General features: G+C 57.9%; 19 protein-coding genes. 8 read left to right on the top strand and 11 right to left on the bottom strand.

What is annotated here, in order from left to right:
* The first annotated feature begins 18 nt into the window (after positions 1-18).
* The gene (locus C934_RS0118985) at positions 19-429 is read left to right on the top strand and encodes a GNAT family N-acetyltransferase (RefSeq protein ID WP_018858222.1); all 411 of its coding nucleotides are present in this window, start codon (positions 19-21) and stop codon (positions 427-429) included.
* 27 nt (positions 430-456) lie between these two features.
* Here C934_RS0118985 and C934_RS0118980 read toward each other — a convergent pair whose 3' ends face one another.
* The 7 genes from C934_RS0118980 to C934_RS0118950 form a co-directional block, all read right to left on the bottom strand.
* A complete protein-coding gene (locus C934_RS0118980; RefSeq protein WP_018858221.1) occupies positions 457-1,428 on the bottom strand; it encodes a 2-hydroxyacid dehydrogenase in 972 nt (323 codons plus the stop codon).
* Positions 1,429-1,552: 124 nt separating this feature from the next.
* Positions 1,553-2,677: a branched-chain amino acid ABC transporter substrate-binding protein gene (locus tag C934_RS0118975; protein ID WP_018858220.1), complete on the bottom strand. Its 1,125-nt coding sequence runs from the start codon at positions 2,675-2,677 to the stop codon at positions 1,553-1,555.
* 118 nt (positions 2,678-2,795) lie between these two features.
* Positions 2,796-3,149, bottom strand: coding sequence for a DUF6867 family protein (locus tag C934_RS0118970; RefSeq protein WP_018858219.1), 354 nt, complete (start codon positions 3,147-3,149; stop codon positions 2,796-2,798).
* Positions 3,150-3,173: 24 nt separating this feature from the next.
* Positions 3,174-3,902, bottom strand: coding sequence for an ABC transporter ATP-binding protein (locus tag C934_RS0118965; RefSeq protein ID WP_018858218.1), 729 nt, complete (start codon positions 3,900-3,902; stop codon positions 3,174-3,176).
* A complete protein-coding gene (locus C934_RS0118960; RefSeq protein ID WP_018858217.1) occupies positions 3,902-4,756 on the bottom strand; it encodes an ABC transporter ATP-binding protein in 855 nt (284 codons plus the stop codon). The genes C934_RS0118965 and C934_RS0118960 overlap by 1 nt, the downstream gene beginning before the upstream one ends.
* Positions 4,757-4,776: 20 nt before the next feature.
* The gene (livM, locus tag C934_RS0118955; RefSeq protein ID WP_018858216.1) at positions 4,777-6,171 is read right to left on the bottom strand and encodes a high-affinity branched-chain amino acid ABC transporter permease LivM; all 1,395 of its coding nucleotides are present in this window, start codon (positions 6,169-6,171) and stop codon (positions 4,777-4,779) included.
* 4 nt (positions 6,172-6,175) lie between these two features.
* Positions 6,176-7,078, bottom strand: a complete 903-nt coding sequence (locus C934_RS0118950) for a branched-chain amino acid ABC transporter permease (RefSeq protein WP_018858215.1) — start codon at positions 7,076-7,078, stop codon at positions 6,176-6,178.
* A 401-nt stretch (positions 7,079-7,479) separates the two neighbouring features.
* Here C934_RS0118950 and cysQ point away from each other — a divergent pair, with 401 nt between their 5' ends.
* Entirely contained in the window at positions 7,480-8,274 is a 795-nt protein-coding gene (gene cysQ / locus C934_RS0118945; RefSeq protein ID WP_018858214.1) for a 3'(2'),5'-bisphosphate nucleotidase CysQ, read from the top strand.
* A gap of 108 nt (positions 8,275-8,382) precedes the next feature.
* Positions 8,383-8,646: a hypothetical protein gene (locus C934_RS0118940; RefSeq protein WP_018858213.1), complete on the top strand. Its 264-nt coding sequence runs from the start codon at positions 8,383-8,385 to the stop codon at positions 8,644-8,646.
* Between the two features lie 17 nt (positions 8,647-8,663).
* Here C934_RS0118940 and C934_RS0118935 read toward each other — a convergent pair whose 3' ends face one another.
* On the bottom strand, positions 8,664-9,404 hold the full coding sequence (locus C934_RS0118935; protein ID WP_018858212.1) for a helix-turn-helix transcriptional regulator: 741 nt from the start codon (positions 9,402-9,404) through the stop codon (positions 8,664-8,666).
* A 398-nt stretch (positions 9,405-9,802) separates the two neighbouring features.
* Here C934_RS0118935 and sciP point away from each other — a divergent pair, with 398 nt between their 5' ends.
* The gene (sciP, locus tag C934_RS0118930; protein ID WP_007533628.1) at positions 9,803-10,078 is read left to right on the top strand and encodes a CtrA inhibitor SciP; all 276 of its coding nucleotides are present in this window, start codon (positions 9,803-9,805) and stop codon (positions 10,076-10,078) included.
* A 319-nt stretch (positions 10,079-10,397) separates the two neighbouring features.
* On the top strand, positions 10,398-10,679 hold the full coding sequence (locus C934_RS0118925; RefSeq protein WP_018858211.1) for a GNAT family N-acetyltransferase: 282 nt from the start codon (positions 10,398-10,400) through the stop codon (positions 10,677-10,679).
* A gap of 100 nt (positions 10,680-10,779) precedes the next feature.
* Here C934_RS0118925 and C934_RS0118920 read toward each other — a convergent pair whose 3' ends face one another.
* Positions 10,780-11,130, bottom strand: coding sequence for a hypothetical protein (locus tag C934_RS0118920; protein WP_018117276.1), 351 nt, complete (start codon positions 11,128-11,130; stop codon positions 10,780-10,782).
* A gap of 439 nt (positions 11,131-11,569) precedes the next feature.
* On the opposite strand from C934_RS0118920, the gene ctrA reads away from it, so the two are divergent.
* Entirely contained in the window at positions 11,570-12,271 is a 702-nt protein-coding gene (gene ctrA / locus C934_RS0118915; RefSeq protein ID WP_018858210.1) for a response regulator transcription factor CtrA, read from the top strand.
* A 114-nt stretch (positions 12,272-12,385) separates the two neighbouring features.
* Here ctrA and C934_RS0118910 read toward each other — a convergent pair whose 3' ends face one another.
* Both C934_RS0118910 and chpT read right to left on the bottom strand, forming a co-directional pair.
* The gene (locus tag C934_RS0118910) at positions 12,386-12,748 is read right to left on the bottom strand and encodes a response regulator (protein ID WP_018858209.1); all 363 of its coding nucleotides are present in this window, start codon (positions 12,746-12,748) and stop codon (positions 12,386-12,388) included.
* A gap of 113 nt (positions 12,749-12,861) precedes the next feature.
* Entirely contained in the window at positions 12,862-13,509 is a 648-nt protein-coding gene (gene chpT / locus C934_RS0118905; RefSeq protein WP_018858208.1) for a histidine phosphotransferase ChpT, read from the bottom strand.
* Positions 13,510-13,701: 192 nt separating this feature from the next.
* Here chpT and C934_RS0118900 point away from each other — a divergent pair, with 192 nt between their 5' ends.
* Both C934_RS0118900 and C934_RS0118895 read left to right on the top strand, forming a co-directional pair.
* Positions 13,702-14,298, top strand: a complete 597-nt coding sequence (locus C934_RS0118900) for a DUF1134 domain-containing protein (RefSeq protein ID WP_018117279.1) — start codon at positions 13,702-13,704, stop codon at positions 14,296-14,298.
* A 119-nt stretch (positions 14,299-14,417) separates the two neighbouring features.
* A complete protein-coding gene (locus C934_RS0118895) occupies positions 14,418-15,578 on the top strand; it encodes a hypothetical protein (protein WP_018858207.1) in 1,161 nt (386 codons plus the stop codon).
* Position 15,579: the final 1 nt, after the last annotated feature.

Here is a 15,579-nt window from a genome sequence, read left to right as displayed (position 1 = left end):
GAGTCGGAGAGCGCAGCATTGATCCGTAGGGCGACAAATCAGAATATTGCCCGGATCGTCGAAATCCGCGCCGGGGTATCGGAGAACATCCTGTCCGATCCCTCCAAGGTTACCCTGGACGATATCAATTGGTTCATTGCCAATCCCGGCATCTTTGTCGGGGAAGAAAATGGCAAAGTCGCCGGCTTCTCGGCGGCGGACACCCGCGACGGCTTCATCTGGGCATTGTTCGTGGACGAGCAGTACAGCGGTCGCGGGATCGGGCGTGCCCTGCTTGAACGCGCGTGTCAAACGTTGAAATCCGCCGGCTTCGAGCGGATTCGCTTGACGACGGATCCCGCGACGAGAGCCGAAAGGCTTTACCGACGCGCCGGCTGGCCCCTGAGCGGCCATCGAGACGGCGAGCTACTCTTCGAACTCAGCCTCTAGCAAAACTCTCGCGGAGGAAGAGGCAGATCAAACAACGCGGTCGGGCGGCGACCGCCCCTCGAAGAAGGCAGTGACGTTGTCCACCACCTTTATCCCCATGGCCGTGCGGGTTTCCTCGGTCGCGCTGCCGAGATGCGGCAGCAGAACAACATTCTCCATGACTTTCAGCGCATCCGGTACGTGCGGCTCGGCCGCATATACGTCGAGCCCGGCACCACGAATGACGCCGTCCTTCAGGGCGGCGATCAAAGCCACCTCGTCAACGACATCGCCGCGTGCAGTATTGATCAGGAAGGCGCCGGGCTTCATTGCCGCAAGTCGACCCACATTCATCAGGTGTCGGTTTACCGCACCACCTGGGCAATGCAGGGACACGAAGTCGGATAGCGCCAATACCTCCTCAATCGTCGGCAATTGCCGTGCCCCGTAGCGCGCCGCTTCCGACGGATCGACCGGTGATCTGTTGTAGAAAACCACGTCCATGCCAAAACCGAAATGGCAACGTTGTGCGAACGCCCTGCCGATGCGCCCGAAGCCGATGATGCCGACGGTTTTGCCGGTGACCTTCGTCCCGATCATGTGCGTCGGGCACCACCCGGCCCACTCGCCGGAGCGGACCTGACGCTCGCCCTCGCCGCCGCGCCGGGCCACTGTCAGTAGCAGCAGCATGGCGATGTCAGCCGTGCAATCGGTCAGCACGTCGGGCGTATTCGTCACGACGATCCCGCGGCCCTTGGCGGCATTGGTGTCGATATGATTGTAGCCGACCCCGAAATTGCCGAGTATGCGCGTGCGCGGCGTCACGACATCGAAAACGGCTGCGGGCAACTTGTCGGAGACCGTCGGCAAGATGGCATCGTACTCATCCATCGCTTGGCGCAATGCCTCCACGCTCATCGCTTCATCGCGCAGGTTCAATGTTACATCGAACCGTTCCGAAAGGATGCGTTCGACGGCTGACGGCCAGCGGCGCGTAACGAGAATGCGTGGTTTGGACATGGTGACCTGTTCCGAATGCTGGTTGGCTTTCTAGCCAGTAGCCCAAAAAGCCCGATGGGCCAAACAGAAGAAGCCCGGTCTTGCGACCGGGCTTCCAAATTTCGCACAAGCGGGGGATGAACCCTTACTTGGCTTCCTGCGGGAAGTAGCTGTACTTGCCGTCTGGACCCTTCTTCCACTCGTACATGATGTAGCCGGGAAGCTTCGGGTCGCCCTTTTCGTCGAATGACATGTCGCCGAGAACGGTCGGGAACGGGCCCTTTGCCTTCATTGCAGCAGCAACGGCTTCAGCGTCGTTGGAACCGGCAGCCTTTGCACCGCCAGCGATCGACTGCAGCGCAGCGTAGGAGTAGAGCGTGTAAGCTTCCGGGTTGAAGCCGGCAGCCTTGAACTTCGCAACGAGGTCCTTGTTGGCCGGGTTCAGCGTCGGATCGGGGCCGAAGGTGTTCAGCGTACCGGCAACTGCGTCGCCAGCGATCGATGCCAGTTCGTTCGAAACGATACCGTCACCGGAAACCAGCGTAGCTTTGAGGCCCTGGTCGGCAGCCTGACGGATGATCAGACCAGCTTCGGTGTGGAGGCCACCCCAGTAGATGATCGTGACGCCGGCTTCCTTCATCTTGGCGATGAGAGCCGAGAAGTCCTTGTCGCCAACGTTGATGCCTTCGTAGAGGGCTTCCGTCGTGCCAGCAGCGTTCAGAGCCTTCTTGGTTTCGTCAGCGAGACCCTGGCCGTAAGGCGTCTTGTCGTGAACGACAGCGATTTTGGCGTCCTTGAAGTGGTCAGCAAGATACTTGCCGGCGATTGCACCCTGCTGGTCGTCACGGCCGCAAGTACGGAATGTGTTCCAGAGGCCGCGCTCGGTGAACTTCGGGTTCGTAGCGGCCGGGGTGATTTCGAGCATGCCGTTTTCAGCGTAGACTTCGGAAGCCGGGATCGAAACGCCCGAGTTGAAGTGGCCGATTACGAACTTGACGCCGTCAGCAGCGAACTTATTCGCAACCGAGATGCCCTGCTTCGGGTCGGAAACGTCGTCGCCGAGCACGATCTTGACCTGCTCGCCGTTGATGCCACCAGCGGCGTTGATGTCAGCGGCCGCCTGCTCTGCGCCCTTCTGGAGCTGAGCGCCGAACGCAGCGTTCGGGCCAGTCAGCGGACCAGCAACGCCAACGATGATGTCGGCCCATGCGTTGCCGCTGAAGGCGACCATCGCCGTCAGTGCCACAGCCGACAGGAGAGACTTTTTCATTCTGTTACTCCCAATTTTTTAGCGGGTTCCGTTCCACTACCCAGCGCATTACCCACTTTACTGCGCCAGGAAACTTGTTCCACTCCGAGGGGCATCTGTCCCTAGATTCAACCGGCTGTCAATGTTTTGCCTTCCAAGAGAAGGGGGACGTCTTTTCGTATAGCCAGTAGTAGTTGTTGACCATCTGATTGGTCCGGCGATAGCGATAGCCGGCCGTCGAGAAGATCAGAAGCAAGACCAGGTCGATTACATAGTAAAAGAGGCTGAGAACCGGTCCATCGAACAGTGCGTGATGCAGGAATTGCATCGCACCAGCAAGCAGAACCGTATAGGCGATTACCAGAGGATAGTTGCTCCAGCTCTCGGCCGCGGCTCTGCCGGCCCTCCATGCCGTCCAGAATCCAATCAGCACGACAACCAAGCGAATGGCGCTGCGCACGCCCGTATCGCTCTCAAAGAAAAGTCCCTGCATATCAAAGTCTCCCCTTCGTCATGCTCAATGACGTCCGCCTTCAAGATAAGCGGCACGCACTTCCGGATTCGCGAGAAGTTCCATACCGGAACCGCTCATGGTGACCTTGCCGTTGACCATGACATAGGCACGGTCCGACAAGCGCAGAGCTGCGAAGGCGTTCTGCTCTACGAGGAAGACGGTCAGCCCTTCTTCCTTGTTGAGTTTCTTGATCGCCTCGAAAATGCCCTTAACGATCAGCGGTGCCAGACCAAGCGAGGGCTCGTCGAGTAGCAGCAGCTTCGGACGCGCCATCAGCGCGCGACCGATCGACAGCATCTGCTGTTCGCCGCCCGAGAGCGTACCGCCGCGTTGACCCTGGCGCTCCTTGAGGCGCGGGAACATCGCAAAGACCTTCTCGACGTCCTCGTTGAAATATTTCAGGTTGTCGAGGCCCGCGCCCATCTGGAGATTTTCCATGACGGTCATGCGCGGGAAGATACGGCGTCCTTCAGGCGACTGCGCGATGCGAAGGCGGGCGATCTCATGCGTCGGCAGACGCGTGATATCTTGGCCATCGAAAACCACCGAGCCCTTGCGCGCCTGCGGACTTCCGCAAATCGTCATCATCAGCGTCGACTTGCCGGCGCCGTTGGCACCGATCAGGCTGACGATCTCGCCGCGATGGACCTCGATATCGATTCCGGCCAGGGCCCGGATGTTGCCATAGTAGGTTTCAACGCCCTGAACGTTCAGAAGTGGCTGGCCAGTCATTAGTGCGAGCCTCCTTCGAGGTTCTCTACGGCTGCAATCACTTCTTCCACTTCCTCGTCCTCGACACCGAGATAGGCCGCGATAACCCGCGGGTCCTGCTTCACTTCATCAGGCGTGCCATCGGAAATCTTCTGACCATATTCCAGCACGACGACATGGTCGGAAATTTCCATGACCACCGACATATCGTGCTCAATCAGCAGGATCGACGTGCCGCTTTCGCTGCGAATGCTGCGCAGCAGCGCGTTCAGCGCGGCCGACTCGCGGGGATTGAGGCCAGCAGCAGGCTCGTCCAGGCACAGAAGTTCCGGCTCCGTACACATGGCGCGCGCGATCTCAAGCCGGCGCTGTGCGCCATAAGGCAGATCACCAGCCGGGTCATCGGCGCGATCAATCAGATCAGCCTTCTCTAGCCAGTGGCGTGCCAGTTCAACGGCATTCTTCGCCTCTGCCCGATACGGCCCGATGCCCACGAGGCCCATCACGGTGAACCCGGACGCCTTCATCAGCTTGTTGTGCTGGGCGACGAGCAGGTTTTCGAGAACCGTCAGGCCGGAAAACAGCCGGATGTTCTGGAACGTGCGGGCAACCTTGGCTTCCTTGGTGATCCGGAAGTCTGGAAGGCGCTCCAGCAAGAACTCCTTGCCGTCCTTCTGCTTCAGCGTGATCATGCCCATCGTCGGCTTATAGAAGCCGGTGATGCAGTTGAAGACCGTCGTCTTGCCGGCGCCGTTCGGGCCGATGAGTGCGGTAATGTCGCCACGCTTGGCTTCAAATGAGAAGTCGTTGATCGCCATCAGGCCACCGAACTTCATCGACAGATGCTCGACCTTCAGCAAAGTATCGCTGGTCATGTTTGTTTCCTGAGGGCTCATCAACCGTGGCCCTCCTTGGTAAAGCTGCCGGAAACTGCCTTGCGCTCCTTGAGGAAGGCTGTCGGTTCACGCGACCCCACGAAGCCGCGCGGCTTGATCAGCATCACGACGACCATCGCCAGGCCGAACAGCAGCATGCGGTAAAGCTCAGGCGTGAAGTCCGGTCCGAAAATCATCTTCAGGAAGGCCATCTCACGCAGCATTTCCGTGCCGCCAACCATGACGATTGCAGCGATCGCGATACCGGTCAGCGAGCCCATGCCGCCGAGAACGACGATGGCGAGGATAACAGCCGATTCCAGGAAGACGAACGATTCCGGGGAAACGAAGCCCTGACGAGCGGCAAAGAAGGAGCCTGCGAAACCACCGAACATAGCGCCCGTCGCAAAGGCCGTGAGTTTCGTCGTCACCGTATTGATCCCGAGCGAGCGGCAGGCAATTTCGTCTTCGCGCATGGCCTCCCATGCACGACCGATCGGCATCCGGCGCAGGCGGATCGTCACATAGGCGGTCAACATGCAGAGGGCAAGGATCAGGTAGAAAAGGAAGATCTTGTAGTACGCCGACGACATCGGCAGGTGGAACAGCTTCGCAAAGCCACCGGCGCTCGCATCGAACGGGATGCCGAAAAGCGTCGCCTTCGGAATGCCCGAGATACCGAACGTGCCTTTGGTGAGATCCGTCCAGTTGATGATGACCAGGCGAATGATTTCACCGAAGGCCAGCGTGACAATCGCGAGGTAGTCGCCGCGCAGTCGCAGGACCGGGAAGCCCAGAATCACACCCCACAGCGCTGCCAGAATACCGGACAGAGGCAGGAGCACCCAGAACGACAGGCCGAAATAGCTGGACAGGAGCGCGTAAGAGTAGGCGCCGATCGCGTAGAACGCCACGTAGCCAAGATCGAGCAAGCCAGCCAGGCCAACGACGATGTTCAGCCCCCAGGCCAGCATCACGTAGATCAGAATCTGGATACCGAAGTTATCCACCCACTTCAGCGAACCCTGCGGACCCGCGACGGCGTAGATGAACACCGGATAGAGCAGCAGTGCGACGAGCGCGATCTTCAAGAAATGTGTGTGGAAAAAGCCCTTTTCGGCCGAGATATCCAGCTCGCCACTACGCGCCTTCGCCAACTTGCGTGCATCAAGGTGCGGCCGCAGGAAGACGACGGTCAGGAAGCGACCGACGGCTGCAATCGCTACGAATATAGCCAGGAGGCCCCAGCGCTGAACAATGATGAGTTCGTTGCTGATATTCTGATCGGTCTTCAGGCCAACGTACAGCACGAACATGCCGAACGCGATCAGGGCAGCAAACAGAGCTTCTTTAATACCCGTCTGAACAAGTCCGGCTTTGGCGGGCTTGTCAGCGGAACGTACAACATTTTCCATGACGTTAAACCTTCTCGACTTCCGGCCGGCCCAGGATACCTGTCGGCTTGAAGATCAGCACGAAAGCGAGGATGGCGAATGTCGCCACATCCTTGTACGCGATGGTGAAGTAAGCCGACCACAACGACTCGATCAAACCGATCATCAGCCCACCCAGGACAGCGCCTGGAAGCGAACCGATGCCGCCGAGAACGGCCGCGGTGAACGCCTTCACACCCGGTACGAAGCCGTCGTTGAAGTTCACGACACCATAATACATCAGATACATGGTACCTGCGACAGCAGCCAGCGCCGCGCCCATGATGAAGGTGATGGAAATCGTCTGATCGACATTGACGCCCAGCAGCGCCGCCATCTTGCGGTCCTGCTCAGTTGCACGCTGAGCGCGCCCAAGCGACGTATGATTGACGAGGTACCAGAACACCGTTAGCAGCACCACCGTGATAAGGATGATTACGATCTGCTTCAGCGAGATGGAGATGCCGGCGACGTTGTATACAGTGCTGACCAGCGGCGGGATCGGCTTGTTGCGCGGCCCCTGGGTCACCTGGATGAAGTTCGACAGCGTGATCGACATGCCGATCGCAGTGATCAGCGGCGCCAGGCGGAACGATCCGCGTAGCGGACGATAAGCAACACGCTCGATCGTCCAGTTCCACAAGCTCGTCATCAACATTGCGATAAGGAGCATAACCAGCAGCAAAACTGCAACCGGAAGACCCGCAAACATGGAGGTGAGGACGAGAAAAACGATGAGGCCGGCGAAACCGCCAAGCATGAAAATATCGCCATGGGCGAAGTTGATCATGCCGATAATGCCGTAAACCATCGTATAGCCAATAGCCACAAGGCCATAGATGGATCCAAGAGTCAGCCCATTAACGAGCTGCTGGACAAAATATTCCATATACCATTTCCCCTGGATGCAAGCCGGTTTAGCCAACATCTCTTGTTATTAGAGCTTTTGATGCGCCCTTGATTAAGGATTTCATACCGCTTTCAAACCAAAAGGGAAGCGCAAAATCGCAAAGCTCCAAAGTTCTTTGCCGTTTTGGTGAAAATGACTTTTTTGCGACTAACAATTCGCTTTTTTTAACATGTGAAGCCCCAGAAAGCGCTTTTTGACTTTAGAATGGTGCAAACTGCAACACCATCCCGCTTTCGGACAATGCCGCGGCACGGGGCAGGCTGGATTCTGTCCCAGAAACTGTCGCTTGAATTTGGCAAGTTTCACTTGGCCGAGGGAATTGCTTATATAAAGGTGAAACGCTTCAGGTGAGCGCAACAAAAAGATCCGGAAGGCGAGCAATGCTCGAAACATTTGAGCGCGCCGCTCTCGAAGCGGGCAAAGCGATTATGAAGGTCTATCGGGAGGGATGCCCGACCGCCAGGAAGGCAGACAACAGCCCGGTCACCATCGCCGACGAGCGCGCCGAGCGCATTATCATTGCACAGCTTGAAGCCGCGTTCCCCGATACGCCGATTATCGCGGAAGAATCAGTGGCAGCAGGAAACGTGCCTGCGATCGGCAGATCCTTCTTCCTTGTGGATCCGCTCGACGGCACACGGGAATTCGTCGAGCGACGACGCGAGTTCACCGTGAACATTGCCTATATCAGCGGGGGACGCCCTCTCGCAGGGATCGTTTATGCCCCCGCCCTCGGCGTCGCCTTCGCTGGCGAGGACAGCAAGGCCGAGAAACTCCTTGTCGACGACCGTTTTCAGGTGACACGGCGGACGCCCATCCAGGTGCGTCCGCAACCGGCCGACCGGACGGCTTTGGCAAGCCGATCCCACAACAGCCCCCAGACAGATGTTTTTCTCGCCGCAAACGCGATCTCCCACTGCACCAACATCGGCTCCTCGCTGAAATTCTGCATGCTGGCTGAAGGCCTGGCCGACGTTTATCCGCGCTTCACGCGGACAATGGAGTGGGATACAGCCGCGGGGGATGCCGTGCTGCGCGCTGCGGGCGGCTCCACCGTAACGCTGGACGGGTTGCCGCTGACCTACGGCAAGACGTCTCAAATGCATGACAGCGACTTCGCCAACCCGAACTTCATTTCCTGGGGCGGCGCCAGATCCGCTTTGGAGCGGGCATAACCTCGTCGGAAAAACACGCAAAATCAGCGGGATGCGGCTTTCGCTGTCCACGTCTCATAGGGCGGCTTTTCTCTTGGCTCGGCTCTGCCCACAGGCGCTGGCAATCGCTTGCTTATCCCGGAGACCGGCTTTTATCTCCTGCAATTGACAGCAAGCACCCTCTCCTCCTCCGGGCACGAAACTGCGATCGAGGTAAATGGTACGACGGAACTCGCCTCTCTCGTCGGTTCCGCGTCGACCAGCGCAGCACGCGATATTGCCTGCACCGTGGCCGCATTGAACGAGGGAGACTGGCTGGCGCTCCTGCATCACGGAAGCGCACAATATGAGTTTGGAGCCGCAGAGACCGGGCTTTCGGCAATAATGCTCTAGATCGGTTCGATAAACGCCTAGAGCAGCCGATAGCGAAGTGCGCGAGCGATTGCCTGCATGCGGTTAACAGAGTCGAGCTTTCGCATCGCGCTCTTCAGGTAGCCGATGACCGTATGTGCGGAGAGATCGAGAATAATCGCGATCTCTCCACTGCTCTTTCCGGCGGCCGACCAACGCAGGCACTCGATTTCCCGGCTGCTGAGGTTCTCCATCGGTTGCTCAACAGGGTTCTGCTGCGCAAACAGCTCCAGAAACTCCATCGCCCGGAAAACCTGCTGCATTGCCTCTTCGCGAGCGAGACGCACGCGCTCACCCGAGAATGCGAATATGAAGTGCCGCAAATGCATGTCATGCAAGGCAAAGGCAAATGTGTCCTTGAGGCCATGGCCCCTGAAGTGCGCCGTCAGCCGGTCGTTTCCCTGGTTTGCAGCCGCGCTTTCGAATGGCGCCTTGTCACAGAAGACAGGCATCGCTGTCGTCTTGAGAGCCGAGACCAGCTTGCTGCAATAGAAGAGGTCAACCTCCTCATAGAGATCAATGAGCTCTTGCGGCCAGTTGCTAGCGAGATAGTTGCTGGCGAAGCCACTGCGGTCCCCGCGCGGAAACTCCGCAAACAAGTAGTGGTTGAATCCCGCCTCGACTGCCATCTCAGCCACGCAATCGTTGAATCGTTCCGAGGACATTTTCTGCGCGGACGCGATCCGCGAAAAAACAGCATCCCCCACGCCGTCGCGGACGGCGCGTTCTTGCTTCTTCATTTTCCTGTCCCTCGGCGGCTAGCTTCGCCTCAGCTTCTTCATTTCGTCGACCAGAATGGCCACGCGCCGCAGAGGAAAAGCAAAGGCACGTATCAAAAGGACACGAAGCAAACCTTAGTTATTCCGGGCACCACGAAGAGAACGGAGACGCGGTCTTGCACTAACAACTATGTTGCGGCGCTTATAAATTGACGTTCGTCAATTGCCCACTAGCCATTGCGCATGGCTCCTATGCGCTCATCACAAATTTACGCAGGGGAAGGCTACGAGGGCGCGCAAATTGCTTCCAGGAAGTCGACGCCTAAACTTCTTATCAAAGTGTTACTATGCGCTTAGGCAATTCTTAAATGTGACAAGCTAGAGTGACGGCCGTGGTCTTGAGTTGTGTAGAGAGTCCAATGACCGAAATGATACGTCCCCGAGTAAAATATGTCATCGGCCCCGATGGCAGCCCGCTGACGATTGCGGATTTGCCACCGCCGAATACCAGGCGCTGGGTTATCCGTCGCAAAGCAGAGGTTGTAGCGGCGGTTCGCGGTGGCCTGTTGAGCTTGGAAGAAGCGTGCGAGCGTTACACGCTGACTGTCGAAGAGTTCTTGTCCTGGCAGTCTTCCATTAACAGCCATGGCCTTGCCGGTTTGCGCACCACGCGTATTCAGCAGTATCGCCACTGACACGCCCATCCTGGGCAACGATTTTCAGATTCGGGCCGCTTGCATGTCCTGAGGGGGATATACAAACGGCCCGCAATCATTAACGCAGCCTGCAGACGCCCTGCTTTTATGCTGCGACAAGCCTCACCACGAGTTCCCTGCTCCATAGACCACTCGGCAGGAAAATCGGTCGGTGAGCCGGAATTGCTGCCGGCCTCGTACCGGCAGCAATTGTCCCCGCCTCTTCTCATCGAACACTGTGTCCACATCGCCCGCCTTGGCGCGGCCGGGATGACATGCCAATTTCCGACCGACAGCCGAATGTTGACGAGGAATGGCAATGAACATCAGGAATGAAGAGAATCCCTCCGGCGGCCGCTACGTTGCAGAGGTCAAGGGCCATCAGGCCGAAATGACCTATTCCCGCGCATCGCCGGCGCTTGTCATTATTGACCACACCGGCGTACCCGATGCGCTGCGCGGCAAGGGCGTTGGCCAGGCACTTGCTCTTCATGCCGTCGAGGAGGCACGCAAAGGGGGATGGAAGATCTTCCCGTTATGTCCCTTCTTCAAAGCGCAAGCGCAACGCCACGAGGAGTGGCGCGACGTCATTAACGGTTAGCCCAATAACGCCAAAAGCCATGTATGACGGACGTGACGGCCCGTCATGCATGGCTTTTTTCGAGGCGATCCCAAGGTGCCGACAGCACCCGTTTCCCGCCTTAGGCTCTTGCCCGGACTGCGCCGTCGCGCTCTTCGAGCGCGGCTGCACGTGCATATTCCGCCTGTATCTCTTCGAGCGCCTGTTCAAGCGCCTCTTCCTGCATCTTCAGTTCCTTGATTGAGACCTGAAGATTGTCCGCGCGCTGGCGAGCTGCCTTTGCGAAGGTCGGATAGGCGAAGTGATTCGGGTCGGAAATGCCGGACTTCTTTTCCTCGACGACGATCTGGCTCTCCAGATCCTTCGTCATCCTATCAAATTCGGACATCATCATCTGCAATTGCTGCAGTTGGCGACGTTTTTCGTTCACCTGAAACTCCTTCAGGCGAACTAGGCTCTCACGCGACTTCATACGCATTACTCCAGTGATGCGAGACCCCTGCTCCACTTTAAATCGCCCTTGCCGGCCGCTTTGACGCGGCCTGCTAAAAAATTTCCGTCGGTATTAACAAAAACCTACCGCTGGTAACCTTTCGTTTACGGGCATCGTTAATGATAGTGCCGATGATTTAAGGGTCGGTAAACACAACTACGCGATTTCCGATACTGTTTCATTGGTGAGTCGAATGAATCGCTTACCGGCCGTTCTTAATGTAAAAGTTAAGATCTGGCTTTGCGAATTCTCGTTGGAAAACAGCGGAATGGACAAAATATTTAATAAATTCGTTACCTCTTGCCAGAGTGAATCAGAATTTGTTAACCATTTCGTGGCAGCTTCCAAATCACGCAATGATGTATTCGGTATCGCGTAGGGGCCAGACCACCTTTCGGCGGCGGTAAAGGGGATAATAATGCGGGTACTACTCATTGAAGACGACAGCGCGACAGCGCAGAGCATCGAATTGATGCTCAAATCAGAAAGTTTTAACGTCTACACCACCGATCTGGGTGAAGAAGGCGTGGACCTAGGGAAGTTGTATGATTACGACATCATCCTTCTCGATTTGAACCTTCCCGACATGTCCGGATATGAAGTGCTCCGCACTCTCCGCCTGTCCAAGGTCAAGACACCCATCCTGATTCTCTCGGGCATGGCCGGTATCGAGGACAAGGTTCGCGGTCTCGGCTTTGGCGCCGACGACTACATGACCAAGCCGTTCCACAAGGACGAACTGGTTGCGCGCATACATGCAATCGTTCGTCGTTCCAAGGGTCATGCCCAGTCGGTCATCATGACCGGCGAACTGATCGTCAACCTCGACGCCAAGACGGTCGAAGTTGGTGGCCAGCGCGTGCACCTGACGGGCAAGGAATACCAGATGCTGGAGCTTCTTTCGCTCCGCAAGGGCACCACGCTCACCAAGGAAATGTTCCTGAACCATCTCTATGGCGGCATGGACGAGCCGGAACTGAAGATCATCGACGTCTTCATCTGCAAACTGCGCAAGAAGCTCGCAAATGCTGCCGGTGGCGCAAACTACATCGAAACCGTCTGGGGCCGCGGCTATGTTCTGCGCGAGCCCGACAGCGCCGAGTACGCCGAGACCGCCTGATACGTCAGCCCCTTTGCCACGACTGAGAAAATCCCGTCCTCTGTGGCGGGATTTTTTCGTTGTGACATAGAAAAAGCCGCCGTGGCGGCTTCGATCGTTGGCGGGTAGTCGCAATTATGCTGCGATAGCGCGGTGGCCGAATACGGCCGTCAGAATCTTGCGATCGAAGGGTTTGAGGAGGAAATCAGTCGCCCCTGCCCGCTTGCCCATCATCAGCTTCTTGAGGTCGGCCTCAACCACGCAATAGTAGATTTTGACGTCCTTGCCGCCTTCCATGCCGCGGATCGCCGAAATCAACTCGAGCGCGCGGTCCATGCCAGAATCGACGATCAGGTATTCTGGAAGTTCCACCTGGCAACTGGAGAGAGCTTCGACAACGTTGGAGGCTTCGATGACCATGAAGTCGAGTTCGGAAAGGATGCGCTTCCCCACCTTCCGAACGACGTCAGATGAGTCGGCGATCATAAACCTCTGCATGGCTGCTCCTTGCCCCAGCTTCTAATGCGGCTGGCGTGTTACCGACCAAGAATAGAAACATTAGGCTAAGGATTTATTACCTCGACGGTCGGATCGCCGTCGAGGTCCCTGCATCAAGCTGCGATGACGTCAGCGGTAAACGTAAGTTCTTCGGCGGTCGCGCTATGCCCGAGCGCCATACCGCATTCATCGGCAAGCAGCACGGTGTAGTAGGGCTGGATCGAGTGGGCGTCGATGGCTTCCTCGATTTCCCCCGTAGAGATCTCCACGAATTTCGGCGGCAGGCGCATCAGCTTGCCCTTCGCAACGATCTTGAATTTTGCGTCCAGTTCGGGGTTCTCAAGCGTGACTTCGATGACACCGCCACGTGGAATTGACGAATAGGCTACCAGGAAGAGATTGAGCAGCAACTTGACGCGGTTCTTGGCGATAATCGCGCGCGGACCAGTCCAGACAACCTCGGTCTTCTTCTCCGCGGCAGCAAAATCCTTCGCCGCACGTTCGGCTTCGCCGGTATCGATCGAAGCCCCGACCGATCCCGAGGCCCCGAAGGCAAGCCGGGCGAACTTCAGACGGACAGAGGCGTTGAGCGCGCTTGTCCTGATAAGATCCATCGCGTCGGCATCGGCGCCGCCCTCGTCCAGAAGCTCCAGACCATTGTTGATTGCGCCAACCGGCGAGATGACGTCATGGCAGACGCGGCTGCACAGAAGCGCGGCCAGGTCGGGGCCAGCAAGGGTGAGGTTTGGATTCTTCGACATCATAGTCTCCAGGAGGGCGGCAGGTTCATTCCGCCGCCTCTTTTGCGTCATTTAAATTGCGCGAAGTTTGCGGCCGTACTCAGCGCCATAATGACACCATATTTGGTAAACCGATTGTTAAGACCATACGCGCAAAATGAACGAAACGCCGGAAACGGCTCATCGTACCGACCATGATGAACGGATAACACCATGCGCGCCCATTTTTTCGGAAGACTCTCCGCCATCTGGCGGCTTCTCGTTGCGCTGACATTTTCGCCCCTCGCGCTTGTCCCAATGCAGGCATCGGCGCAGCAGTCTAACGGCGGCCAGTATTCGATGCAGGAAATCGTCGACGCTGGGCACTCGTTTTTCGGCTCGACCAGCGGCGGGCTGGCCAAGGTGATCGAAGCCGCCTTTCAGAAATACGGCCTTCCCAACGGCTATGTCCTCGGCCAGGAAGGTTCCGGAGCTTTCATCGCCGGTCTCACCTACGGCGAAGGCCAGTTGAATACAAAGAATGCCGGTGAGCATCCGCTCTACTGGCAGGGTCCGTCGCTCGGGATCGACTATGGCGGTCAGGGCACGCGCGTCATGATGCTCGTCTACGACCTGCCCTCGACCGACGCCATCTACGCGCGCTTCGGTGGCGTCAGTGGTCAAGCCTTCGTTATCGCCGGCTTCGGCATGACGCTTCTCAAGAACGACAACGTACTGGTGGTGCCGATCCGCACAGGCGTCGGTGCTCGCCTCGGATTGAATGTCGGCTACCTCAAGGTCACCCCTAATCCGACCTGGAATCCCTTCTGATTCCCATCGGCGCAGCGAACTCTCGCTCGCCGTGACCTATCCGCCACTTGCTCTACGCGTCAGGTCCGCTTAATCATTGGTCCTGACGCAACTCAACTTCTGGAAGCCGTGGCCGCGCCGTGATCGAATATGCTCTCTTGTTCGGATTGGGCTTCCTGGCGGCAGCGTTTCTCGTCTTTCTCGTGTCGCCTGCCGTCCACCGCCGCATCGTCTGGTATACGGAAAACCGTATGCGCGCGACCATGCCACTCAGCCCGCAGGAAGTGCGCGCGCAGAAGGATATGGTCCGGGCCCTCTATGCTGCCGAGAACGCCAAGACGACACAGGACCTCGTGCGCGAGCGCGAAAAGTCGCTGGCGCTGCAACTGAAGCATGACTCGCTGGCGCTCGACGCAGGACGGTTTGCCGCCGAGATCGAGGGGCTACAGGCGCAAATCAGCGACATGAGTGTCGAGGCCGCGGAACAGCGCTCGCACCTGCGCAAGGACGAGAACTACATTAGCCAGCTTAAGACGAGCCTCCACATCGCCGAGCAAGCAAGCGCCGCCAAGGAAGGCGAGCTCGACGCTCTTCGCACGCGCCTTAACAAGCTTGCGGAGCAGACCGACAATCTCAAGATCGATCTCGCAGCGCGCGATACCGAAATCGAGAGCCTGACGTTCAAGGCGAACGCAGTCCGCATCGAGCGCGACAATCTTCGCCAGGACGTGAACCTGCTGCAGAAGCGCGCCAAGGATGCGGAGCAGGCGCTCGCCCAGCATGAGCACGCAGTCATCCGGCTCGAGGACAAAGCGGGGCGCGATGCGGCGTCAACGGCCGACAAGGATACGCTTCTCGGACACCGCCAGCAGGAAATTACCAAGCTGAAGGAACAGATCAAGGCGGCGAATGCCGAGCTGCGCAAGGCAAACCGTGCATTGCGCAACGCTGGACTTCAGCCCGTGGTCGCAGATGCGGTTTCAGAGGAGCGGGCAACCGAGGAAACAATGCCGACTGAGCTCGACACAGCAGCGATTGCAGCGCGCCTGAGCGACGAAGTGCGCAAGCGCAGCGCCGCCGTCTCGGAACAACTTCTGAAAGCGAAATCCGACACCAGCCACGACGGTGCGATACGTGAAGAGATCGCCGGCATTGCTGCAAGCATGGTTGCATTGACCGCTATCAACGAAGGACCCTCCTCACCGATCCGCGACCTTCTGCCGGATGGCACCGACAATCAGGACGGAGAGCGTATCAACCTCGCGCAACGCGCCGCGACAATCCTGTCCGAACCGGGCTGAA

Source organism: Rhizobium sp. 42MFCr.1 (assembly GCF_000377185.1).
GTDB lineage: Bacteria > Pseudomonadota > Alphaproteobacteria > Rhizobiales > Rhizobiaceae > Rhizobium > Rhizobium altiplani.
This window is presented reverse-complemented; position numbering and strand designations above follow the sequence as displayed.

Coding starts and splice junctions, on each gene's coding strand:
- C934_RS0118950 (WP_018858215.1), bottom strand. CDS start 7,078: ATGGAATATTTTGTCCAGCAGCTCGTTAATGGGCTGACTCTTGGATCC.
- C934_RS0118975 (WP_018858220.1), bottom strand. CDS start 2,677: ATGAAAAAGTCTCTCCTGTCGGCTGTGGCACTGACGGCGATGGTCGCC.
- cysQ (WP_018858214.1), top strand. CDS start 7,480: ATGCTCGAAACATTTGAGCGCGCCGCTCTCGAAGCGGGCAAAGCGATT.
- sciP (WP_007533628.1), top strand. CDS start 9,803: ATGACCGAAATGATACGTCCCCGAGTAAAATATGTCATCGGCCCCGAT.
- C934_RS0118980 (WP_018858221.1), bottom strand. CDS start 1,428: ATGTCCAAACCACGCATTCTCGTTACGCGCCGCTGGCCGTCAGCCGTC.
- C934_RS0118970 (WP_018858219.1), bottom strand. CDS start 3,149: ATGCAGGGACTTTTCTTTGAGAGCGATACGGGCGTGCGCAGCGCCATT.
- C934_RS0118920 (WP_018117276.1), bottom strand. CDS start 11,130: ATGAAGTCGCGTGAGAGCCTAGTTCGCCTGAAGGAGTTTCAGGTGAAC.
- ctrA (WP_018858210.1), top strand. CDS start 11,570: ATGCGGGTACTACTCATTGAAGACGACAGCGCGACAGCGCAGAGCATC.
- C934_RS0118965 (WP_018858218.1), bottom strand. CDS start 3,902: ATGACTGGCCAGCCACTTCTGAACGTTCAGGGCGTTGAAACCTACTAT.
- C934_RS0118910 (WP_018858209.1), bottom strand. CDS start 12,748: ATGCAGAGGTTTATGATCGCCGACTCATCTGACGTCGTTCGGAAGGTG.
- livM (WP_018858216.1), bottom strand. CDS start 6,171: ATGGAAAATGTTGTACGTTCCGCTGACAAGCCCGCCAAAGCCGGACTT.
- C934_RS0118900 (WP_018117279.1), top strand. CDS start 13,702: ATGCGCGCCCATTTTTTCGGAAGACTCTCCGCCATCTGGCGGCTTCTC.
- C934_RS0118935 (WP_018858212.1), bottom strand. CDS start 9,404: ATGAAGAAGCAAGAACGCGCCGTCCGCGACGGCGTGGGGGATGCTGTT.
- C934_RS0118925 (WP_018858211.1), top strand. CDS start 10,398: ATGAACATCAGGAATGAAGAGAATCCCTCCGGCGGCCGCTACGTTGCA.
- chpT (WP_018858208.1), bottom strand. CDS start 13,509: ATGTCGAAGAATCCAAACCTCACCCTTGCTGGCCCCGACCTGGCCGCG.
- C934_RS0118960 (WP_018858217.1), bottom strand. CDS start 4,756: ATGACCAGCGATACTTTGCTGAAGGTCGAGCATCTGTCGATGAAGTTC.